At 35.1% G+C, this 23,508-nt stretch carries 15 protein-coding genes, 2 tRNA genes, 1 rRNA gene and 1 pseudogene; 7 read left to right on the top strand and 12 right to left on the bottom strand.

The window, feature by feature from the left end; all coding sequences use genetic code 11:
* Positions 1–90: 90 nt before the first annotated feature.
* From NRK67_01150 to NRK67_01135, 4 genes are all read right to left on the bottom strand, one after another.
* On the bottom strand, positions 91–1,806 hold the full coding sequence (locus NRK67_01150) for an NADH-dependent [FeFe] hydrogenase, group A6 (protein UUV17471.1): 1,716 nt from the start codon (positions 1,804–1,806) through the stop codon (positions 91–93).
* Positions 1,807–1,846: 40 nt separating this feature from the next.
* Entirely contained in the window at positions 1,847–3,109 is a 1,263-nt protein-coding gene (locus tag NRK67_01145; protein ID UUV17470.1) for an SLBB domain-containing protein, read from the bottom strand.
* Positions 3,102–3,581, bottom strand: a complete 480-nt coding sequence (locus tag NRK67_01140; protein ID UUV17469.1) for an NAD(P)H-dependent oxidoreductase subunit E — start codon at positions 3,579–3,581, stop codon at positions 3,102–3,104. The genes NRK67_01145 and NRK67_01140 overlap by 8 nt, the downstream gene beginning before the upstream one ends.
* Before the next feature lie 389 nt (positions 3,582–3,970).
* Positions 3,971–4,660 (bottom strand): YjjG family noncanonical pyrimidine nucleotidase, encoded by a 690-nt coding sequence (locus NRK67_01135; protein ID UUV17747.1) that lies wholly within the window; start codon positions 4,658–4,660, stop codon positions 3,971–3,973.
* Between the two features lie 451 nt (positions 4,661–5,111).
* On the opposite strand from NRK67_01135, the gene NRK67_01130 reads away from it, so the two are divergent.
* Complete coding sequence (locus NRK67_01130; protein ID UUV17468.1) at positions 5,112–6,038, top strand: DMT family transporter; 927 nt, start codon at positions 5,112–5,114, stop codon at positions 6,036–6,038.
* Between the two features lie 63 nt (positions 6,039–6,101).
* Here the strand turns inward: NRK67_01130 and clpB are convergent, their stop codons facing one another.
* The 4 genes from clpB to NRK67_01110 all read right to left on the bottom strand — a co-directional run bounded on the left by clpB (position 6,102) and on the right by NRK67_01110 (position 15,170).
* Complete coding sequence (gene clpB / locus NRK67_01125) at positions 6,102–8,693, bottom strand: ATP-dependent chaperone ClpB (GenBank protein UUV17467.1); 2,592 nt, start codon at positions 8,691–8,693, stop codon at positions 6,102–6,104.
* A gap of 317 nt (positions 8,694–9,010) precedes the next feature.
* Entirely contained in the window at positions 9,011–12,448 is a 3,438-nt protein-coding gene (locus NRK67_01120) for a pyruvate carboxylase (protein UUV17466.1), read from the bottom strand.
* 93 nt (positions 12,449–12,541) lie between these two features.
* Positions 12,542–13,630 carry an alanine--glyoxylate aminotransferase family protein gene (locus tag NRK67_01115; protein ID UUV17465.1) on the bottom strand — a complete coding sequence of 363 codons (1,089 nt, stop codon included), beginning with the start codon at positions 13,628–13,630 and terminating at the stop codon, positions 12,542–12,544.
* Positions 13,631–13,778: 148 nt separating this feature from the next.
* The gene (locus NRK67_01110) at positions 13,779–15,170 is read right to left on the bottom strand and encodes a PLP-dependent aminotransferase family protein (GenBank protein ID UUV17464.1); all 1,392 of its coding nucleotides are present in this window, start codon (positions 15,168–15,170) and stop codon (positions 13,779–13,781) included.
* A gap of 111 nt (positions 15,171–15,281) precedes the next feature.
* On the opposite strand from NRK67_01110, the gene pdxS reads away from it, so the two are divergent.
* Both pdxS and pdxT read left to right on the top strand, forming a co-directional pair.
* Positions 15,282–16,154 (top strand): pyridoxal 5'-phosphate synthase lyase subunit PdxS, encoded by an 873-nt coding sequence (pdxS, locus tag NRK67_01105; protein ID UUV17463.1) that lies wholly within the window; start codon positions 15,282–15,284, stop codon positions 16,152–16,154.
* 1 nt (position 16,155) lies between these two features.
* Positions 16,156–16,725 (top strand): pyridoxal 5'-phosphate synthase glutaminase subunit PdxT, encoded by a 570-nt coding sequence (gene pdxT, locus NRK67_01100; GenBank protein ID UUV17462.1) that lies wholly within the window; start codon positions 16,156–16,158, stop codon positions 16,723–16,725.
* A 365-nt stretch (positions 16,726–17,090) separates the two neighbouring features.
* Here the strand turns inward: pdxT and NRK67_01095 are convergent.
* The 4 genes and pseudogenes from NRK67_01095 to NRK67_01080 all read right to left on the bottom strand — a co-directional run bounded on the left by NRK67_01095 (position 17,091) and on the right by NRK67_01080 (position 20,488).
* A pseudogene (locus NRK67_01095) lies at positions 17,091–17,789 on the bottom strand (peptidylprolyl isomerase).
* A gap of 23 nt (positions 17,790–17,812) precedes the next feature.
* Positions 17,813–18,403 (bottom strand): peptidylprolyl isomerase, encoded by a 591-nt coding sequence (locus tag NRK67_01090; GenBank protein ID UUV17746.1) that lies wholly within the window; start codon positions 18,401–18,403, stop codon positions 17,813–17,815.
* A gap of 160 nt (positions 18,404–18,563) precedes the next feature.
* Positions 18,564–19,232, bottom strand: coding sequence for a hypothetical protein (locus tag NRK67_01085; protein UUV17461.1), 669 nt, complete (start codon positions 19,230–19,232; stop codon positions 18,564–18,566).
* A 38-nt stretch (positions 19,233–19,270) separates the two neighbouring features.
* Positions 19,271–20,488 carry an NAD(P)/FAD-dependent oxidoreductase gene (locus NRK67_01080; GenBank protein ID UUV17460.1) on the bottom strand — a complete coding sequence of 406 codons (1,218 nt, stop codon included), beginning with the start codon at positions 20,486–20,488 and terminating at the stop codon, positions 19,271–19,273.
* A gap of 189 nt (positions 20,489–20,677) precedes the next feature.
* On the opposite strand from NRK67_01080, the gene NRK67_01075 reads away from it, so the two are divergent.
* The 4 genes from NRK67_01075 to NRK67_01060 all read left to right on the top strand — a co-directional run bounded on the left by NRK67_01075 (position 20,678) and on the right by NRK67_01060 (position 23,458).
* Entirely contained in the window at positions 20,678–21,229 is a 552-nt protein-coding gene (locus NRK67_01075) for an NADH peroxidase (GenBank protein UUV17459.1), read from the top strand.
* Between the two features lie 464 nt (positions 21,230–21,693).
* A 16S ribosomal RNA gene (locus NRK67_01070) occupies positions 21,694–23,211 on the top strand.
* Between the two features lie 90 nt (positions 23,212–23,301).
* Positions 23,302–23,378: transfer RNA gene (locus NRK67_01065), tRNA-Ile, on the top strand.
* Positions 23,379–23,382: 4 nt separating this feature from the next.
* Positions 23,383–23,458: transfer RNA gene (locus NRK67_01060), tRNA-Ala, on the top strand.
* Positions 23,459–23,508: the final 50 nt, after the last annotated feature.

The following is a 23,508-nucleotide window of genomic DNA, read 5'->3' as shown; positions in this document are numbered from 1 at the left end:
GAAATGATTTCAAAGAAATGAAAAAACAGGAGAAAATCTCCTGTTTTTTAGTAATTATTTTTAATGTCTATAATATATCAAATTGAGATATTATAATTTTATTCCCTTATATGTTGTATGTAAGAGAACATGAGCTTTATGCCCGTTAGGCTCTCCTAAGAATTCCTCATATAGTTTAGTTATTGTTGGGTTCTTATGGGAAGATCTATGTTCCTTACCATTATCTATAGTGTATAGTGCATCCATTCTTTTTTGTTTTGTTTCTTTAGTTTTTTCTATTGGCTGACCACCGCCACCGATACATCCTCCGGTACACCCCATTATTTCAACGAATGTATAGTCAGATTTTCCTTCTCTGATCTCTTCCATTACTTTTTTAGCATTTCCTAGCCCATGAACAACTGCCACCTTTACTTCGTTGCCATTTATATTTACAGTCGCTTCTTTTATTCCCTGCATACCTCTTACTTCTTCAAATTCTAATTTTTCTAATTCTTGTTTAGTAAGTATTTCATATACACTTCTAAGAGCAGCTTCCATTACTCCTCCACTGGCTCCAAATATTGCCCCTGCTCCTGATGCTATTCCAAATGGAGCATCAAATGCTTCTTCTTCAACATTTGCAAAATCTATTCCCTGAGATTTTATTAGTCTACCTAATTCTCTAGTTGTTAATACAGCATCTACATCTGGGAATCCGTATGAATTCATCTCTTCTCTGTTAGCCTCAAATTTCTTTGCTGTACATGGCATTATTGATACTGTAAATATCTTAGATGGGTGAATACCTAATTTTTCTGCATAATAAGTCTTAGAAATTGCCCCGAACATTTGTTGGGGAGATTTACATGTAGATAAGTGTCCTAATAGGTCTTCTCCATGTCCTTCTACATAGTTTATCCAACCAGGACTGCATGATGTAATCATAGGTAGTTTCCCGCCATTTGTGATTCTGTCGATCAATTCATAACCTTCCTCAATGATAGTCAGGTCTGCCGAAAAATTGGTATCGAAAACCCTTTCAAACCCTATTCTTTTAAGACTTGATACTATCTGTCCCTCTGTTATACTTCCAGGTTCTAAATTAAATAGTTCTCCTACACTGACCCTTACTGCAGGCGCTATCTGAACTATTACATGTAATGCTTCATCATCTATAGCAGTCAATACTTTATCTATACTAGACTTTTCATAGATTGCTCCAACTGGACAGACCTTTATACATTGACCACAGAATACACATTCTGTTTCATGTAATTTTCTATCGAATCTAGGTATAAATTCATATTCTGCCCCTCTGTTAGTTGCAGCTAAAACATCTACATTTTGCACTTCTCTACAGACATCGGCACATCTTCCACATTTTATACATTTAGAATAATCTCTTACGATAGAACAGTTAAAGTCATCTATTTCATGAGCTTCTACTATATTTTCATCTAAACTGTTGTTTGAAATATTAAATCTCTCACATAGATCCTGTAATTCACAGTTACCATTTCTATCACATTTTAGACAGTCTTGATTATGATTTGCTAATATTAACTCTAAAACACCTTTTTGAGTATCTCTTACAAATTTTGTATTTGTCTTTATCTTCATTCCCTCTGATACTTTTGTAGAACAAGCTGCTACCAATTTACCCCAGTCATTTTCAACTAAACATATTCTACAATTTCCTTTTACAGTTTGATCTGGATGGTGACATAGGCTAGGTATTTTGATATGTATTTTCTTTGCTGCTTCTATTATTGTTGTACCCTTCGGTACTTGAACTTCTTTATTATCTATAATAAGGTTTACCACTTATTAGACCCCCTTGGTTTATAATTAACTTAATGTAAATTTATAATGCCTTCATTTCATCTATCGAACTACAAAGTTCCGGTGAAAAATATTTTATGGCTGTAAGCATTGCAGTAGCTGCTGTTTGTCCCAACCCACAGAAAGATGCATCTGTCATTATCCTGGAGATTTTTTCTATATTTTTTAGATCTTTAGTTGTTGCAGTTCCTTTAGACATTTTATCTATTAATTTTTTCATCTGTCTTTTTCCCTCTCTACATGGAGTACATTTTCCACAAGATTCATGGAAGAAGAAGTAACTAACTGATTCTAAAAATTTAATAACACTTTTAGTCTCATCGGCTACTAAAATAGCTCCTGATCCAATCCCAAATCCTTTGGCTTCTAAATCTTCATAGGTATATCTTGTATCCAGGTATTGTTTAGGCATTAATGGTCCTGATACTCCACCTAGTTGTAAGAATTTAATGTCTTTATCTCCTACAATTCCTCCACCGATATCGTATATTATCTCTCTTAGACTCATTCCAAAAGGAATCTCATATGATCCAGGTTTCTTTACATTTCCGCAAAGACTGATCATCTTAGTTCCTATACTTTTTTCTGTTCCATATTTTGCATAATTAGAAGCTCCCATCTTTAAAACGGTAGCAACTATTGCTAATGTTTCAACGTTGTTAGATTGAGTTGGTTTTCCCATATATCCCACAACACCTATTCTTGGTGGTTTCATTCTAGGTCTACCAGCTTTACCCTCCATAGACTCTATTAAAGCTGATCCTTCACCACATACATATGCACCGGCACCTGAAAATACTTTTATGGAGAAATCAAATCCTGTACCTAAGATATTTTTTCCTAAATATCCATTTTCTTCTGCTAATTTTATAGCTTTTCTTATCTTGTCATGTAAGAATTCATATTCTTCCCTTATATAGATAAACCCTTCACGAGCTCCAAATGTATATCCGGAGATAGTCAGTCCTTCGATTACCTTATATGGGTCTCTAACCAATAACTCTCTGTCTTTAAAAGTTGCCGGTTCTCCCTCATCTGCATTACAAAGCACATATTTTACATCAGCGTGATTTTTTCTTCCGCCATTCCACTTTTTACCTGTAGGATATGCTGCTCCTCCCCTTCCACGAAGTCCGGAAATATTAAGTTCATCTATTATGAAATCTTTTCCTTTTTCCAAGGCGTTTTTTAATCCTTGAAATCCGCCATTTTCAATATATTTCTCAATTTGATCCACTTTATATGTATTAAAATTTTCAGTAATTACTTTCTGAATTCTATTCATGGATATCACCTCTTAATTTGCTAACTATACTTTTTATCTTACTTTCTGTTAAGTTTCCATAGACAACTTTATTGACTCTCATAGCTGGTGAAACATCACAGGCACCGAAACAAGGTGTATACTCCAATGTAAACATCTTATCTTGAGATGTTTCCCCTACTTGAATTCCAAGTTCATTTATCAAAGAATTTTCAATAGTTTCCTTATCTGTTATCTCACATACTGTACTGTTGCAAAGTTGTATGAAATATTTACCCTTAGGCTTGTCATTTAATGCAGAAAAGAATGTTATCACTTCATAGATTCTAGTCTTAGAAATTTCCATTTCGGTAGCTACATATTTTGCCATCTCTTCAGAAATATACTTTTCCTCATTAAGTTTTTGTACTTCTTGTAATATAGGTATTAAAGAACTATCTTTATACTCATATTTTTTTAATATTTTGTTTACGTCTTGAATATCTGCTGTCACTTGCTGCCCCCTTGGTTAAACTCTTTATTTGATATCTTGCACAATAAAATAATTTAAGATTAAAATTTAGTCTTTTTTTATTCTGGAAAACACTAAAACGACTCTTTTTGTTTCATAATAGATCGGTAAGAACGAAAATAAGAGTGAATATTAGTCGAATTTTAATATTTCTACTTTCTGTTATATACCATGAAAATAAATTTGTCAACTACGATTATGTTTTATTTGAAAACTTTTTGTCTTATTAGTTGGTATAGGCAGTGATTTTTTTTAAGTTTATTTTTAGAAATAAAAGTCTTTGCATACTTATTATCACAGGGGATTGCAAAATAAAAAAAGCTTTCTGTCATCTGGATAAATCCAGTTGAAAAAAGCTTTTTTTTATAAATTTATTTTTTTAATATATCTTTTAGTTCCATTAAATCAGAGATAACGTAGGTCGGTTCTATCCCTACATTGTTTAAGTTCATTGTTGGGTTAAACCAGCATGTATCTATGCCAAAATTTATTCCACCCTGGATGTCAGATGTCAGGCTGTCTCCAACGATTAATACCTTATTTTTATCGGTATAGTTAATATTATTTAAAGCATGTTGAAATATTTCCGGATTTGGCTTGGATATACCAATCTCTTCAGAAACTACTATATCCTCAAAATATTCGGCAATGATAGATTTTTTTATCCTATTATCCTGGACTGCACTAAGACCATTTGTAATGATAGTGAGTCTGTAGTTTTTAGTTAAGTTTTTAACAAGCTCCTCACTCTCCTCATATAAAAAAGATGCCTGTGACAGGTATTTCATAAATAATTTTGCAAAGTCAACTTCATTAAATTGAATATTTAATTTTTTTGATAACCGTTTAAATCTTTCTGTTTTTAATTTTTTCTGTGTGATAAGTCCATCCTCAAGCTCCTTCCAGATGGCTGTATTTATTTCCTTATATATTTTAAAGTGGTAATTCTCCTCGTATTCTATGCCAAAATCAATGATAGTACTTTCAAAAGCTTTCTTTTCGGATTTTTTAAAGTCAAATAAAGTTTCGTCTGCATCAAATATTATAATTTCATATTTTATGATAATCACCCCATATAGTTATTTTTATAAATTATAACATAATAAGGATTGAAAAGAAAAATTAAGATTTCTAAGCCGGTAACTAAAGTTACATATATATATAGTAGAAGATTGTGTAATTTATAACAACATTGGAATGTCGAAGGAAAAGTCTGACCGATTGCATCTAGTTACAATGTCTAAAATTTGTTTTGTATAGGAGTGTTCTTTACGGAGTAAAAATAAAACTTAAGACCCTTCATTAATTATCATTGGTTTTTATAATTTAATAAAAAAGCCAAATTTAAATATTTATTGTCATACTGCTATCTAAATCTCTAAAGATGTTATATAATCTAAATTAAATTATTTTATTTTTTAAAAATAAGGCTATATATTATATCAAAATAATATTTTTACTTTTCTGAAATAGAGAATAAAAAGCTATAAAGGAGATGGGAGGAAATTTAAGATGGAAGAGAAGGGTTATGGGTTTGCATTTTTAGCGGGGATAACTTGGGGAACTATTGGGATCATATCATATTATTTGGGACAAACAGGAGTCGGCCCCTTTGAAATAACATTTTTAAGATTATTTTCTGCATTTCTTCCCATGTTTATTTTTTATATGGTCAGAGATAAAGAAAAATTAAAGATAAAAAAAGAAAGTATTAAACATGCTCTTTTAATTGGAATAATAAGTCAGGGCATAATGGGGATAGGAATGTATCAGTGCATTGTGAGGACCTCTGTAACTGTTGGTGTAATAATGTCATGTACAGGTCCGCTTTTTACAGCTCTCCTATCCAGGATATTTTTTAATGAGAAAATAACTTTATTTAAAGGGATATCCTTAACTCTGGGATTTTATGGAGCATTTTTAATTGTCACAGGGGGAGATATATCAGTTTTAAATACAAATGGATTTGGCCTTCTTATGGGGGCAATCTCGGGGTTGTCCTATGGTTTTTTTCCTATATTAAGTAAAAGAATCCCTAAAGGTTCCAACTCTTTAGGAATTCTCATATATAGTTTCTTGATTGGGGCTGTTTTTGTAGTCCCTATGTTGGATATAAAAATTTTAATAAAAGCATTAAGCTTTGAAATGATAGGCTTTTCTCTCATGTTAGGTATTATTTCCACTATTTTAGCTTATGTTTTTTATACTAAAGCACTCCAATTTATCAGCCCTACAAAGGCAGCTATTGTATCTTTAGTAGAACTTCCTACTGCTGCTGTTATAGGTCATTTTTTCTTAAAAGAGTACCTTTATCCTATAAATATTCTGGGAATATTTATTTTATTGACAGGGGTAATAATTTCTAAAATAAAATTTCCTGCAAGAAAAAACATTAAAAGGAAAAGTTTTTTTCATACCCTGATGATCATATTTCTATAATATACAATTTAATTTGTATAAATTTAAACCCTATATTTGCTGTAGAATCATTAATTTAAATTTTTAAGAAGAAATTTTATCTTTTTTGAGAACTTTAAAAGTTAAAATTTCTTCAACAACACTTACCATCACTGTATCCCCTTCTGCCACATCTCCCTGTAGGATCAGTTTAGCCAAGTTGGTTTCTACTTCTCTTTGGAGGAATCGTTTGACAGGCCGGGCTCCAAATGTCAGATCATACGATTTTTCTATAATATAATCCACAGCCTCTCCTTTAAATCTCAGCTGAATATATTTATCTTTGAGTCTTTCATTGATCTCTTTTATCAATAACTTTATTATATTTCTTACACTGTCTTTATCTAGTGCTTTAAACACTATGATATCATCGATCCTATTTATAAACTCAGGTTTAAAGCCTGCCTTCAATCTGTCGGTTACAATTTTTTTAGTTTCTGTTCCTACCTGAGGATCTTTGACTATATATTCACTTCCTAAATTACTTGTCATTATAATAAGGGTATTTTTAAAATTAACAACCTTTCCCTTACTGTCGGTGAGACGACCGTCGTCTAACAGCTGGAGGAGGATATTAAATACATCTGGATGCGCTTTTTCTATCTCATCCAACAATATCACAGAATACGGCTTTCTTCTGACTGCTTCTGTGAGCTGTCCCCCCTCCTCATACCCCACATAACCCGGAGGAGCTCCTATAAGCCTGGTTACAGAAAACTTATCCATATATTCACTCATATCTATTCTGACTATATTACGCTCATCATCAAATAGATTTAAAGCCAGAGTTTTGGCCAAATAGGTTTTTCCCACACCTGTAGGACCTAAAAATATAAATGACCCCAGAGGTCTGTTAGGGTCATTGAGCCCTGCTCTGGCTCTGATAATAGATTCGGAAACACTTTTTATAGCTTCTGACTGTCCAATTACCCTTGATTTAATACTGTCTTCTAAATGAAGGATCTTTTCTTTTTCCCCCTCCATCAATTTTTTTACCGGAATACCAGTCCAAAAGCTTAAAGTTTCTGCTATTTCATCTCTATCCAAGACCTCTTTGACCATCCTGCTGCTTGTTTTTTTACTGGCCTCCATCTTTTCTTCTTCTGCTTTTAAATCTTTCTCCAACTGAGGCAGTTCTCCATACTGTAATTCAGCCAGCTTCTGTAAATCGGCTTCCCTGTTGGCTTTATCTATCTCCAGTTTTGCCGCTTCTATCTGCTCTTTTATTTGCTGCACCTTGGTTACATCATTTTTTTCTAAATTCCACTGAGCTTGAAGGACCGATTTTTTGTCATTTAATTCAGCCAGTTCCCTCTGAAGATTATTTAGTCGTTCCTGACTGCCTTTGTCTTTTTCTTTTTTTAGTGCTTCCTTTTCTATCTCATACTGCATAGCTTTTCTGGTGAGTTCATCTAATTCTACAGGCATAGAATTCATCTCTGTTTTTATTTTACTGGCGGCCTCATCGATTAGATCGATTGCTTTATCTGGTAGATTTCTATCTGTGATATATCTGTCACTAAGTATTACAGCCGATACAATGGCACTGTCGCTTATTCGAATTCCGTGATATACCTCGTATTTTTCCTTCAATCCCCGAAGTATAGATATACTGTCTTCTATTGTCGGTTCATTAACCAGGATCGTCTGAAACCTTCTTTCCAGTGCACTGTCTTTTTCTATATATTTTCTATACTCATCTATGGTAGTGGCACCTATTACATTTATTTCCCCCCTGGCCAGCATGGGTTTTAATAGGTTCCCCGCATCCATGGCTCCCTCTGTTTTTCCGGCTCCCACAATGGTATGGATCTCATCTATAAAGAGTATAATGTTCCCCTCACTGGCGTCTAGTTCTTTAACCACAGCTTTCAATCTCTCTTCAAATTCACCTCTAAATTTTGCTCCGGCTATTAGTGCTCCCATATCCAGGGAAAACACAGTTTTTTCCTTTAAGTTATCGGGGACATCTCCCTTTACGATTCGCTGTGCCAGACCTTCTACCAGAGCTGTTTTTCCAACACCGGGATCTCCAATAAGCATTGGATTATTTTTAGTCCTTCTAGACAAAATCTGTATGGATCTTCTTATCTCAACATCTCTTCCTATTATAGGATCTATCCTGCCTTTTCTGACTTCTTCACATAGGTCACTGCCATATTTGTTGAGAACGTCATAGATACCTTCAGGGTTTTGACTATTTACTTTTTGATTTCCCCTGACTTCTTTAAGGGTTTCTTTAAAATTTTCAATGTCTATCCCCTCTTCTTTTAGTATTTTATTTTTAATCAACGCCATAAACAGATGCTCAACACTTATATAACTGTCTCCCATATCTTCTGCTATTTTTTCTGCTTTGTTGAGGTTAGCAGTCAGATCTCTATCCATATAGATATTACCTGGGTTGACTGTATCTACAGTGGGGAAATGATTGAGGTTTTCCTCGACCTTGTTTATTAATGCTGAGTTATTTTTCCCCATCTTTTCCAATAACTTTGGTATAAGTCCATTCATCTGGCTGATTAGAGCCAAGATCAGATGCTCATTTTTTATATTGGTATGTTTATACTTCAATGCAAATTCATGGGCTGCTGACAGTGCTTCTAGACTTTTTTGTGTAAATTTTTCTGAATTCATGTTCTGACCTCCGTAAACTTTAAAACATCTTATTAATTTTATTTCTAAAAAAAACCTCCAATTTTTTTGTACTCTCATTGAAGTAAAAATCCTTTTCTTTTTTACCTTTTTTAGATTTTAAAAGGGGTGTGAAAAGGTGGAAACCTCTTTCATGTATAGGTATAGATGAGGTAAAAAATTGATGTTAGTATAAAACAAGTTTAACGATAGATAAAAATAGATGAAAAAAAGTATAAGTATAAGAAAAATAAAAATGACGTAGAAATTAATCTACGTCAAAATATTTAAGAATATGTGTTTTTTAAATTATTTTAGTTTTATTTAGAAAGCTGAATGAGAAGCTCACCTGATTCTACTATTTTACCCTTTTCTATGAAAATTTCTTCTACAATTCCCCCTGTTTTTGCGGTGATGGTTGTTTCCATCTTCATAGCTTCCATAATAACTAATTTTTGATTCTCCTCTACCTTATCCCCTTTGTTAACAAGTACCTCTATGATAGCCCCAGGGATACTAGCCCCTATTTGCAATTCGTTGTCAAGATCTACCATTTTTGTAATTTCAGTGGACATAGAAGAAGCTGACTGAGTTTTATCCTTGATCCTTGTTTCCCTTCTGTTACCATTTACTTCAAATGTTACAGTTCTATAACCTTCGTTGTCAAGTTTAGATATCTGTAGGAGTGTTACAACCATTATTTTACCCTCTTTAAGGCTGATTTCACAAGTTTCTCCCTCTGCAAGACCATGGAAGTATATATCGCTTCCTAGTTTGCTGAAATCACCATGTTCTTTTATGTATTTTAAGTAATCTTCAAATACAGTTGGATAGAGAGCATAGCTCAGTGCATCCTGCATAGTGGGTTCTATTTTATGTTTTGTTTTTAGATATTCTTTGATTGCATTAAAATCTTCAGAAGGTAAAAGTTCACCTGGTCTGCATGTTATGGGTTCTTCACCTTTAAGAACTATTTTTTGAAGACCTTTAGGGAAACCGCCTTCTGGCTGTCCCATCATACCTTTGAAGTATGCAAATACTGAATCAGGGAAAGCAAGATCTTTTCCTTTTTCAATAATATTTTCAGGAGTAAGGTTATTTTGAACCATAAATATAGCAAGGTCACTTACCATTTTTGATGATGGAGTTACTTTTACTATGTCACCTAGGAGCAGATTAACGTTCTTAAACATCTTCTTGATCTCACCGAATCTATGTCCAAGACCAAAACTTTCGATTTGAGGTTTTAGATTTGAGTATTGTCCTCCAGGGATCTCATATTTATAAATCTCTGTAGAACCGGATTTCAATCCAGACTCAAATTGGGCATATACAGGTCTCACTACATTCCAATAATTAGAGATCTGTTGAACATCATCCAGATTTATTTTTGTATCTCTTTCGGTATTTTCTAGAGCTGCAACTACAGAGTTTAGAGAAGGCTGACTTGTCAGTCCAGACATAGCGTCAAAAGCGGTGTCTATGATATCTACCCCTGCTTCGGCTGCCATTAGGACAGTTGCTACTCCATTTCCTGTAGTATCATGTGTGTGCAGATGGATAGGAATAGATATATTTTCTTTAAGTGCTTTTATAAGCTTTTCTGCTGCATATGGTTTTAATAGAGCTGACATATCTTTGATCCCAAGGATATGTGCTCCCATAGCTTCTATCTCTTTTGCTTTTTTTATATAGTAGTCAAGGGTATACTTAGTTTTGGATTTATCCAGGATGTCTCCTGTATAACAGATACATACTTCAGCAATTTTACCATTTTTAATAACTTCTCTGACGGGAACTTCCATCCCTTTAATCCAGTTTAAAGAATCAAATATTCTGAAAAGGTCGATACCACTGTCAGAAGCTTCTTTTATGAACTCTTCAACTACGTTGTCAGGATAGTTTTTGTATCCCACTGCGTTGGATCCTCTTATAAGCATTTGAAGAAGTACATTTGGGACTCTTTTTCTTATTTCTTTTAATCTTTCCCAAGGAGATTCCTTTAAAAATCTGTATGAAACATCAAAAGTAGCTCCTCCCCACATCCCCAGAGAGAAAAGGTCTTTTCCAAGTATAGATGTATCCCTTGCTATTTTTAGCAGGTCAGTTGTTCTTACACGGGTAGCCATTAACGATTGATGAGCATCCCTCATTGTTGTATCTGTAAGAAGCAGTTTGTTTTGGTTTTTAATCCACTCAACTACACCTTTTGGACCTTTTTCTTCAAGTATTTGTTTTGTGCCAGAAAGTTTTTCAGGTTTAGGAGCGTTAGGGATATGTGGTACGTCGAACTCTGTTTTAACACCATGGGTTTCATTTACAACTTTTTCAGCTATAAACTTAAGGAAATTTCCTTCATTGTCTCTTTTTACAGAGATATCGAAAAGTTCCGGGTGTTCAGGTATAAATCCTGTTGTGAAGTCCCCCCTTGCAAAGTTAGGGTGATTCAATACATTTACTAAGAAAGCGATATTTGTTTTTACACCGGTAATTTTAGACTCTTTTATAGAACGAAGAGCTTTTCTGATGGCATCTTTAAATGAATTTCCATGAGATATGACCTTAACAAGTAAACTGTCGTAATAAGGACTTATAACGGCACCAGCATATCCATTTCCACCGTCAAGACGGATACCTATTCCAGATCCAGTTCTGTAAATGTCTATTTTACCTGTGTCAGGTGCAAAATTATTTACAGGATCTTCAGTGGTTACCCTGCACTGGATAGAGTATCCTCTAGTTTGAATAGCATCTTGAGAAGGGATTCCTACCTCTTCTGAAGTTAATGGATATCCTTCAGCAATAAGTATTTGGCTTTGAACTAAGTCGATACCAGTAACCATCTCAGTGATTGTATGCTCAACCTGGATTCTGGGATTCATCTCGATGAAATAATGGTTTCCGTGTTTATCAACTAAGAATTCCAAAGTACCAGCGTTTACGTAACCGACTTCTCTTGCGATTTTTAGTGCATCGTTGCATATTTCCTGCCTTTTTTCTTCGGCTAATGTAAGTGCAGGAGTTATCTCAATAACTTTTTGGTGTCTTCTTTGTATAGAACAATCTCTTTCAAAAAGGTGGAATATATTCCCGTGTTTGTCCCCGAGAATTTGAACCTCAATATGTTTAGGCTGTTCAACATATTTCTCTATAAACATATCATCTATACCAAAAGCTTTTTTAGATTCACTTTTGGCACTTCTGTAAGAAGAGATAAGCTCTGATTCCTCCCTTACTATACGCATTCCACGTCCGCCTCCACCGGCGGCAGCTTTTAGCATTATAGGGTATCCACAAGTTTCTGCAAATTCAATTGCTTCATCTTCGGAACCTACAGGTTTATCTACACCAGGAATAGTAGGAACTCCAGCTCTTGCAGAAACTATTTTTGATTGTATTTTATCTCCTAAACTTTTCATCATTTCAGCAGTTGGTCCTATAAATTCTATCCCTGCTACAGTACATTTCCTTGCAAATTCAGGATTTTCAGAGAGGAAACCGTATCCAGGATGGATTGCGTCTACCCCTTTTTTTAGAGCAAGTTTAATTATTTCATCCATATCAAGGTATGCCTCGATAGGTCCCTTACCTTTACCTATTTGATAAGATTCATCTGCTTTTGTTCTGAAAAGAGATGTTTTATCTTCTTCAGAATAGATAGCAACAGTTCTTATTCCCAGTTCTTTACATGCTCTTATAACTCTTATTGCAATTTCACCACGGTTTGCAATTAAGACTCTTTTAAATCTTCTACTCATTCCAACCTCCATCTATAATAAAACTTTTATTATTGTCTAGGAAATTATAAATTAATATATAACCTAAATTTTATCAAATCTTTAAATTAATGTTTATCTAGATGCAACGTCACGTTGCTTTTTTATCTCTTTTATCGTTCTATCTATATCTGTTTTCGTTATTTTCCCAAGACATCCTATTCGAAGGAGTTTTCCGGAATATTTCCCTTGTCCCCCTGCGATGCTGACTCCATTTTTATCAATTATTCCCCTAAATTCATCCATATCTTCAATTTCTTTATGGGTCACTGCAACCAAGGTATTTCCTCTGGCATTTTCATCTTTTACAAAATATTCAAACCCCAGCTTTATAAGTTCTTCTCCTAGATATTTTCGAAGTTTTGTATGCTTTAATTGGATGGAATCTAAGCCCTCCTCCAAGAGCATATCACAGGCACATTTAAGACCAACCACCAATGAAATGGCAGGTGTATAAGGGTTTTGTTGTTTCTCTTTTAAAAATTTGATATATTTTTTTAGATCAAAATAAAATTTAGGTAAGTTTGATATTTCCATAGCTTTTTTTGCTTTCTCACTAAGAGCTACAAATGCCAGACCTGGAGGGAGTAAAAAACCTTTTTGACTTCCGGCAATGACGCAGTCAAGGGACCAATCGTCAAATTCCAGTGGGTTTACAACCATACCGCTGACAGAATCTACAACTAAAAGGATATCTGTATCCTTTGTAAGAGCTCCGATACTCTGAATATCGTTTAAAACCCCGGTAGAAGTTTCACTGTGGGTAATGAAGATTCCCTTTAGATTGGGATTACTAAGGATTATCTCCTTGACATCCTTTAGATCATAGGTAGAACCCCATTCATATTTTAAGTCAATAACGTCAAGGTCGTAAGTAGTTGCAATCTCTACAAATCGCTGTCCAAAATTTCCTGTATTTATTACCAGCACTTTTTCTTTCTTTGAAAATAAATTTACAACAGCAGCTTCCATAACTCCGGTACCTGAACAGGTTAAAGTAAGAACTTCCTGTTTGGTTTTAAAAAATTGTTTCAGATCTTCACTGACATCGTTAAATAGTTTTTTATAGTCTGCCATCCTGTGGTGGATGACATCTTCAGCCATTTTTTTTCTGATCTCTTCAGGAACATTGGTAGGTCCTGGTGTCATTAAAAGTTTTTTCAATATGATCTCCTCCAAAATAAAATATATAATAAATGATGTTCACTTATAGTTCAATTAAATTCATTCTTATTATACTAAAAAAAAAATGGTAAGAAAAATATCTAAATAGTCTAATATTTAGACGAAAAAAATATAAATTATAGAAAAATTATAAATTATAGAGCTCTTCTACAGATTCTTTTAAAATCTTTAATCCTTTTTTTATCTCCTCTATTTCTACGTCGGCAAAACAAAGTCTTACCCACCCATCGCTTTTTTCATCCAGTTTAAATATAGATCCAGGGAGGATTCCTACTTTTTTTTGCAGAGCTTTCAAAAAAAGAGCTTCACTGGAGACTTTATCCAGTTTTACCCAGAAATACAAGCCTCCCTGGGGAACTGCAAATAATTTAAGATGCTCAATTTTCTTGAGTAGATCGTAGGCTACTTCGAATTTTTTCTTATAGATAGATCTTAATTTTTTAGTATGTATCTCCCATGAATCTGAGCTCAGGTAGTGTTCAAAAGCTCTCTGAATCAAACCAGGAGTCGATATATCTGTATGAAATTTAGTAAATGAGATATATTTTAATTTATCCTTGGGAGCGATGAGAAATCCTAATCTGAGACCTGGCATAAATATTCTGGAATAACTTTTGATGTATATTACCCTTTCATCTATATCCATAGATTTTAGTGAAAAAGGTTTATCTTTATAGTAAAGATCTGAGCTGGAGTCATCTTCAATTATATAAAAATCATGTTTTTCTGCTAATTCTAAAATTTTTAATTTCTTTTTTTTAGAGTAGGAGATCCCAGTGGGGTTATGAAAATTTGTCATGAGATATAGATATGATATTTTTTCTTTAGCCAGTATTTTTTTTAGACTCTTTAGGTCTATACCATCTTCTAATAGTGGGACATCTATAACCTTGGCTCCTCCTCTTTTAAAGGATGTAATAGCTCCGGAATAACTGGGATTTTCAATGATTACATTGTCTCCCAAGTGAATTAAAGACTTGGTTATGAGATCGATTCCCTGCTGGGCTCCAGAGATTATTTGAATATCTTCAGGATGGGTCATTATTTTTTCACCTTCTAAATGTTTCGAGATAATATTCCTTAATCCTGCATAACCCTTTGGATCTTCGTAGGCAAATATTTTTTCCTGATCTCTGTCTATTACAAAATTTATGCAATTTTTAAACTTTGTAATGGGGAAATAATTCCCGTTGGGATTACTATTGGCGAAGTTAATCTCCCCCTCTACATCTAATTTACCATATTTAAAGGTTTCCATAAGGATCTCTTCCTCTAAGATGTTTTTTTTTATATTGAGGTTGTTTACATAGACCCCGCTCCCCCTTTTTTTATAAACATATCGGTCTTTTTCCAGGGTATCATAGGCTTTTACAATGGTTATATTGTTGACTCCTAATTTTTTAGCCAAATTTCGAATAGATGGGAGTTTTTCGTGTTCTGCATATTTATTTTCGATAATATCATGTTTGATTGTTTCGTATATCTGAAGGTACAGTGTCTGCTGATTATCTAAATTCATCTTATCTCCTCCTTAATTGTATCGGTACACTTTTTATAGTTATGATTGAATATATTATATATGAGGCGTATGATAGTGTCAAAGAAAAAACATTATAAAGGGGGATAAAGTATGAGATATGAATTGAATAAAAATTTAGCACAGATGTTAAAGGGCGGAGTTATAATGGATGTAACCAATGCCGAGGAAGCAATAATAGCTGAGCAGGCAGGAGCTTGTGCGGTAATGGCCCTTGAGAGAGTTCCGGCGGACATCAGAAAGGATGGAGGAGTAGCTAGAGCCTCAGATCCTGATATGATCAAAAAAATTCAAGCTGCTGTATCTATACCTGTTATGGCCAAGGTAAGAATTGGTCACTTTGTAGAAGCACAGATCTTAGAAGCGTTAGAAGTTGACTATATCGATGAGAGTGAAGTGCTGACACCTGCTGATCCTGCACTTCATATAAATAAATCAAACTACAGTGTGCCATTTGTTTGTGGAGCCAAAAATCTTGGAGAAGCTCTCAGGAGAATCAGTGAAGGGGCATCAATGATCAGGACTAAAGGTGAGCCTGGAACGGGAGATGTTATAGAAGCTGTAAGACATATGAGGATGATGAATAACGAGATAAGCAGAGTTCAGGGACTTTCAAAAGATGAACTTTACAACGCAGCCAAGGAACTGGGGGCTCCCATAGATCTGGTGGAATATATCCATGAAAACGGTAAACTTCCAGTTGTAAACTTTGCTGCTGGTGGTGTAGCTACACCTGCCGATGCAGCTATGATGATGCAGTTAGGTTGTGACGGAGTATTTGTAGGATCGGGGATATTCAAATCTGGTGATCCGAGAAAGAGAGCTGCTGCTGTAGTTAAGGCTGTAACTCATTATAATGATCCTAAAATTTTAGCTGAAATTTCTACCAATCTTGGAGAAGCCATGGTGGGGATAAATGTTTACTCTATAGATACCAATGAATTAATGGCTCACAGGGGATATTAAGGTGAAGTGTATAGGTGTTTTAGCACTCCAAGGTGCTTTTCGTGAACATATAGATATTATAAAAACTCTTGGCTATAAAGGGGTTGAAGTTAGAAAAATTGAAGATTTAAACTCTGTAGATGCTCTTATTCTTCCTGGTGGGGAGAGTACCGCCATGGGTAAACTTTTGGTAGATTTTAACCTGAAAGAAATTTTGATTCAAAAGATCAGAGGGGGACTTCCTGTTTGGGGAACCTGTGCCGGGATGATCTTATTGGCTAAAGAGATAGCTGATGATAAGGTAATCCATCTGCCCCTTATGGATATTGTGGTGAGGAGAAATGGTTATGGTAGACAGCTGGGAAGTTTTAAGATAGACGGTATTTTTAAGGGGATAGAGAATAAAATTCCCATGGTCTTCATACGGGCACCCTATATAGAGAGTGTGGGAAAAAATGTAGAAATACTAGGGAAAGTAGATGGAAGGATAGTGGCTGCAAGAGAAAATAATTTGCTGGTAACATCTTTTCACCCTGAATTGACAGATAATTTAGAGATGCATAGATATTTTATAGATATGCTAGGTAGATAGTAAAAAAGGAAAAGAGCTTTCTTAATTGAAAGTTCTTTTCCTTTTTATAAAATTTATTACTTTGTTTCTGGTTCTTCAGGTTTATCTGAAGATTCAGAACTGCTCTCTGTAGAAGTTTCAGTAATAGTACCTGTGTCATCACTGGTAACTACAGATACATCTTCGCTTGTTACGTTGTCAGATTTACTGACAGTAACAGAAGTAGCTATAACGGAGAGGTTGTCTTCGTTACGTTCTTCTAATCTTTCGCTAGAAGAAACTTCTTCTTTCTTTTTAGCAGCAGTATACTTATTATCTATATATCTTATCCAAGCTGGAATAAATTTTGGATCATAAGGTTTAGATGTTTTTAATTTTGTCTCTTGGATTCTTTCTAGTTCATCCTTATAGTTAGTATAAGTTTCAGTAAAAATTGGATCAGTAATATCTTTTACCGGATATTTTTTTAAATCTGGAAAATTTCTGTCTAAAGTCTCATTCCAAAAATCAACTCTGTCTTTTTCAAGTGCCAAGAAGAAATCTATATCTCCTTCGAACCTGATCTCTCTGATCCTGTCTCCTATTTCCAACTTTCTAATAACACCTAGATCAGCATCGGAGATAACTTCTCCAAATACTGTATGTTTCTGATTTAACCAGTCAGCTGCGTACATTGTCATGAAAAATTGAGAACCACCAGTATTAGGACCTGCATTTGCCATAGCCAACATACCTGTCTGGTAGAAATCCAACCACTCTACAAATTCATCTTCAATCTGATAACCGGGGCCACCTAAACCTGTTTCTAAAGGGTCTCCTCCCTGAGCCATAAAGTTATCTACAACTCTATGGAATTTTAGGTCATCATAAAAACCTCTTTTAGCTAGGTTTATAAAGTTTGCTACTGTAACAGGAGCAGCTTCTGGATAAAGATAGAAGTTGATATCCCCTTGAGTAGTAACTATTGTTGCTTTGATATTATTGATTTTTGCGACTTCTCCGGCTCTCATGGCTCTTCTGATAGATGAGCACCCTCCTAAAACTAGAAGTAGGAGGAGTGCAGAGATAAGTGATATTTTTTTCATGTGTATACCTCCGAATTTTAGAATTATTTTAAGTTAGGGAAATCTTTAGCTAACTCTTTATTTAATTCAGCTAAAAGTTCCTTGTTTGCTTCTAAAAATGCATCTACATCTCCAGTGATCTCAATAGTTTCTATGATATCATTTTGAGCTACTTTGTTAACTACATCTTGATCTTCAGAAGATACAACTTCTCCGAAGATAGTATGCTTATGGTTTAACCAAGAAGTTTCTGTATGAGTGATGAAAAATTGAGAACCATTTGTATTTGGACCAGAGTTAGCCATAGCTAAGATTCCAGGCTTATCGAATACTAATTCTCTTACGAATTCGTCTTTGAAGTTATATCCAGGACCACCCATTCCTGTACCTTGTGGGCATCCACCTTGAATCATAAAGTCAGCGATAACTCTATGGAATTTTAAGTTGTTGTAGTACCCTTTCTTAGATAAGTTTACGAAGTTAAGTACTGTAAATGGTGTTTCATTTGGAAATAATTTTATATTGATATCTCCCTTATTAGTTTTGATCTTTGCAATTAAATTTGTGTTTGACACGATTGTTGCCTCCTTTTGTATTGTAGTTGAATTTTTTACGTTGTTTGCTCTTCTTTTCATTACAAAAAATATGATGATTAAGATAACTATCACATTTATTGCTATTCTAGTTCCTGTATTCATATCGAAATATACCTCCATTTTAACATAGTAATTTGACTTGTGCAATATCTAGTGAAAACTAGATTAATCCATCTTTTTACTGTGAATATTAGTAATTTTATTTATTTTTCATTTGAGCACTGAAAACTTTTTTAAGTTCTTCCTGAGGGATAGTACCGTAGATATCATAGGTCCATTTTTTTATCAGAGAGTCCTTTAACCCGTCCAATGCTGATTTACACTGGATGGTTTTCTTTTCCAGAGTACTCCACTTACTTCTAACAACAACTAGTTGATCTAAGATCTTCATCTGATCATCCTCTTGGATGGCGTCCCTTAACTCTGCTTCTAGTTTTCCTTCATTGTCTAAGATGGTATCGGCTTGTGTTAATAATTTTTCCATCTTTGATTCTAATTCTTTGATTTGATATTTAAATAATTTTTCAACAGCTTCCGCACCGGATTTCCCCTTTAATTTTTCCCTTTTTTCCATCTCGTCTAAGATATAGTCAATATTTATATTGTGAACCTTCATAATATCATTGACAATACCCATTAAAGATTCTATTTTTTTGTCATCTAGATCATCTAGATTTTCTGAGATATCATTGGAAAATTCAAGATATAATTTTTCATATTTAGGAATAAACTCCAATTTAACTTTCTGCATCCCATCATAGTCATCTAAATTTTGATAGTTTTGGTAGTCTTTGTCCATCTTCATCAAAACTTTTAATATCACCTCACTGGCAAATTTTTTAAATTCTTTAACTTTTTCTAATTTCATATTTAAATTGTCCTCCTATTTTTTTATTTTATCGATTATTAGCTTTTAGCTATACTCCTTGCGGCTAAGATCCCTGTTGATATTGCAGCCTGGATATTATATCCTCCGGTATCACCGTCAATATCCATGATCTCACCTGCAAAATAAAGTCCTTTAACCAGTTTGGATTCCATAGTTTTAGGGTTGATCTCCTTTAAGTTGATTCCGCCGTTAGTAGCCATTCCTATATCGATACCACCTAATTTAGTTATCTCATATTGATAATCGGTGAGAAGCTTTCCGAGATCATCTCTCATCTTTTTAGTTAAGCTGGAGATCTTTATACATTCACATATTTCAGCTTCAAAAAGCATATTTTTAATAAATCTTTCAGGCAAATTATAAGTGTTTAAAAAAGTTTTAGTTAAATTTTTGCCATGAGCATTGGTATATTCGATGAAATCTTCCTTGAATTCTTCTGCAGTCATATCTATAAAATTAAATGAAATCTGATTTCCTTTTTTCATATATCTCGAGTTATCTAAAATTCCCGGGCCGCTAAGATTTTTATGGGTAAATAGTATATCTCCCTTGGAAGAATTTATTTTTTTATCCCTGTCAAAGACACTGATCGATATATCTTTAAAAGAGATCCCTGCTAATTCAGTGAAGGGATAATTCCTTATGTATACCGGTGTAAGACATGGTTTTGGTTCTACTATTTTATGGCCTAAAGTTTTGGCGAACCTGTATCCCTGACCATCGCTCCCTGTTTGAGGGAATGTGATTCCACCAGTAGAAAGTAAAATATTTTTAGAGTTGAATTCTCCTAAACTGGTATTTAAATTAAAGTTATTATCGTGTGTTATAGATAATACCTCACACTCTTCTATTATATCAACACTGTATTTTTTACACAGGGTATAGAGGAGCTCTACAACGTCTACAGATCGTTTAGTTATAGGGAATATTTTACCGTCTTCCCTGGGAACTAGTTCCAACCCATTATCTTTAAAGAAACTTTGCAGATCTTGGGGAGAATATTTATAGATTGCTGTTCGCAAAAATTTACCGTGGTCTCCGTATTTAGTTAAAAAATCTTTGACCTCTCCAGTATGGGTTATATTGCATTGACCTGAACCGGCGACCAATATTTTTTTTCCCATCCTATTTTTTTTTTCTAAAATTGCAGTTTTTACCCCGAAGCTTCCTGCATATATTGCAGAAAATATACCGGCGGGTCCTCCACCTACAACTATATATTCATATGTTTTCATAAAGTACTTCCTTTTTATAATTATATTTAGATTATATAGTATATCACAATAGATAAATAAATTTATAATTAATCTTTAAAAATATTTATAAAAAAATGTTGACACTTTATTTAAAATAGGTTATTATTATTTTGTAATAAATACAAATTTGAAATTAAAATAAATTGAAAATATAAGGAGTGAAGTGAAATGGCTAAAATGAGATGTACAGTATGTGGGGAAATATTAGATGCAAATGTTGAAGTCTGTCCAGTATGTAAGGCTGGAAAGGATAAATTCGTAGCTTATGATGAGAATGCAACTGAAGAGTGGGCAACTGAACATAAGTTAGGAGAAGGATTAGCTTGTGGAGATGCAGAGATCATTGAAGGATTAAAAGCTAACTTTGCTGGAGAGTGTACAGAAGTTGGAATGTATTTAGCAATGTCAAGAGTAGCAGATAGAGAAGGGTACCCGGAAGTAGCAGAAGCATACAAAAGAATTGCATTTGAAGAAGCAGAACATGCAGCTAAATTTGCTGAGTTATTAGGAGAAGTAGTAACTAACTCAACAGAAGAAAACTTAAGATTAAGAGTAGCAGCAGAATATGGAGCTACATCTGGTAAATTTGAAATTGCAAAAAGAGCTAAGAAATTAGGATTAGATGCAATTCATGATACAGTACATGAGATGGCTAAAGATGAAGCTAGACATGGAAAAGCTTTCAAAGGTTTATTAGAGAGACATTTTGAAGGAAAATAATTAAACCCATAAAATAATTTTTAAATATAAAAAAACGACTATATTATTCCTTTTGGAATTTAGTCGTTTTTTTATTTTTTTATGTTGATCATATATAAGGTAAGTTTTGTATGGAAAAAAAGTTGTGTTTTGTTCGAAAAATGTTTATAGAGACCTTCATTTTTAACCGTATTTCCTGGTTTTTTTGATGTTTTTTTTGAAAAAAATAAAAGAAAAACAAAAAAACTCTTGACGTAGAATAATAAGTGCGGTATACTTCTTCTTGTCCGCGAGGGAAACCGAACGAGACAGAGAAGGACATTGAAAGTTGAATAGAGAAAGAAAGTGTAAATTAAAAACTCAATTGTCGTTTGAAATTTTGTTTTCAAACAATCGATTAAGGTGTACAGTGGAATGAACCACTATAAAAATAATTATCTTTTAATAGATAGCTAAACTTCATTTATGAAGTTAGGATATAAATTTGAATGTAGAGTTTGATCCTGGCTCAGGATGAACGCTGACAGAATGCTTAACACATGCAAGTCGACTGGAATTCTTCTTCGGAAGATAGTACGGTGGCGGACGGGTGAGTAACGCGTAAAGAATTTGCCCTTCAGACCGGGACAACTAATCGAAAGGTTAGCTAATACCGGATATTATGAGATCTTGGCATCAAGAACTTATGAAAGCTATATGCGCTGGAGGAGAACTTTGCGTTCCATTAGGTAGTTGGTAGGGTAATGGCCTACCAAGCCGACGATGGATAGCCGGCCTGAGAGGGTGAACGGCCACAAGGGGACTGAGACACGGCCCTTACTCCTACGGGAGGCAGCAGTGGGGAATATTGGACAATGGACCAAAAGTCTGATCCAGCAATTCTGTGTGCACGATGAAGGTCTTCGGATTGTAAAGTGCTTTCAGGTGGGAAGAAGAAAGTGACGGTACCACCAGAAGAAGCGACGGCTAAATACGTGCCAGCAGCCGCGGTAATACGTATGTCGCAAGCGTTATCCGGAATTATTGGGCGTAAAGCGAGTCTAGGCGGCTTGTTAAGTCAGATGTGAAAATGCGGGGCTCAACTCCGTATTGCGTTTGAAACTGGCAGGCTAGAGTACTGGAGAGGTGGGCGGAACTACAAGTGTAGAGGTGAAATTCGTAGATATTTGTAGGAATGCCGATAGTGAAGACAGCTCACTGGACAGATACTGACGCTAAAGCTCGAAAGCGTGGGGAGCGAACAGGATTAGATACCCTGGTAGTCCACGCCGTAAACGATGTTCACTGGGTGTAGGGGGTCGAACCTCTGTGCCGAAGCTAACGCGATAAGTGAACCGCCTGGGGAGTACGCACGCAAGTGTGAAACTCAAAGGAATTGACGGGGACCCGCACAAGCGGTGGAGCATGTGGTTTAATTCGACGCAACGCGAGGAACCTTACCAGCACTTGACATACAACGAACTCGTCAGAGATGACTTGGTGCCGCTTCGGTGGAACGTTGATACAGGTGGTGCATGGCTGTCGTCAGCTCGTGTCGTGAGATGTTGGGTTAAGTCCCGCAACGAGCGCAACCCCTATCGTATGTTACCATCATTAAGTTGGGGACTCATGCGAGACTGCCTGCGACGAGCAGGAGGAAGGTGGGGATGACGTCAAGTCATCATGCCCCTTATGTGCTGGGCTACACACGTGCTACAATGGTTGGTACAGAGAGCAGCAATACCGCGAGGTGGAGCAAATCTCAGAAAGCCAATCTTAGTTCGGATCGCAGTCTGCAACTCGACTGCGTGAAGTTGGAATCGCTAGTAATCGCGAATCAGCAATGTCGCGGTGAATACGTTCTCGGGTCTTGTACACACCGCCCGTCACACCACGAGAGTTGGTTGCACCTAAAGTAGCAGGCCTAACCTTTATGGAGGGATGTTCCTAAGGTGTGATTAGCGATTGGGGTGAAGTCGTAACAAGGTATCCGTACCGGAAGGTGCGGATGGATCACCTCCTTTCTAAGGAGCACTTTATGAGATCAGTTAACTGATCTATATAAAGAATATTTACATACTTCTTTCTCTATATGACTTTTATATTCCTTATATACGCCTATAGCTCAGCTGGTTAGAGCGCACGCCTGATAAGCGTGAGGTCGGTGGTTCGAGTCCACTTAGGCGTACCATTTTGGGGATATAGCTCAGTTGGGAGAGCGCCGCACTTGCACTGCGGAGGTCAGCGGTTCGACCCCGCTTATCTCCACCAAAACAATTTGGACATTGAAAACTATATAATAATGAAATAATAAATTAACA

This window comes from Fusobacteria bacterium ZRK30 (assembly GCA_024628785.1).
Classification (GTDB): domain Bacteria; phylum Fusobacteriota; class Fusobacteriia; order Fusobacteriales; family Fusobacteriaceae; genus Psychrilyobacter.
This window is presented reverse-complemented; position numbering and strand designations above follow the sequence as displayed.

Excerpts from the sequence above, each read along its gene's own strand:
- NRK67_01145 (UUV17470.1), bottom strand. The coding sequence starts at position 3,109 with ATGAATAGAATTCAGAAAGTAATTACTGAAAATTTTAATACATATAAA.
- NRK67_01130 (UUV17468.1), top strand. The coding sequence starts at position 5,112 with ATGGAAGAGAAGGGTTATGGGTTTGCATTTTTAGCGGGGATAACTTGG.
- clpB (UUV17467.1), bottom strand. The coding sequence starts at position 8,693 with ATGAATTCAGAAAAATTTACACAAAAAAGTCTAGAAGCACTGTCAGCA.
- NRK67_01120 (UUV17466.1), bottom strand. The coding sequence starts at position 12,448 with ATGAGTAGAAGATTTAAAAGAGTCTTAATTGCAAACCGTGGTGAAATT.
- NRK67_01110 (UUV17464.1), bottom strand. The coding sequence starts at position 15,170 with ATGAATTTAGATAATCAGCAGACACTGTACCTTCAGATATACGAAACA.
- pdxS (UUV17463.1), top strand. The coding sequence starts at position 15,282 with ATGAGATATGAATTGAATAAAAATTTAGCACAGATGTTAAAGGGCGGA.
- NRK67_01090 (UUV17746.1), bottom strand. The coding sequence starts at position 18,403 with ATGAAAAGAAGAGCAAACAACGTAAAAAATTCAACTACAATACAAAAG.
- NRK67_01085 (UUV17461.1), bottom strand. The coding sequence starts at position 19,232 with ATGAAATTAGAAAAAGTTAAAGAATTTAAAAAATTTGCCAGTGAGGTG.
- NRK67_01080 (UUV17460.1), bottom strand. The coding sequence starts at position 20,488 with ATGAAAACATATGAATATATAGTTGTAGGTGGAGGACCCGCCGGTATA.
- NRK67_01075 (UUV17459.1), top strand. The coding sequence starts at position 20,678 with ATGGCTAAAATGAGATGTACAGTATGTGGGGAAATATTAGATGCAAAT.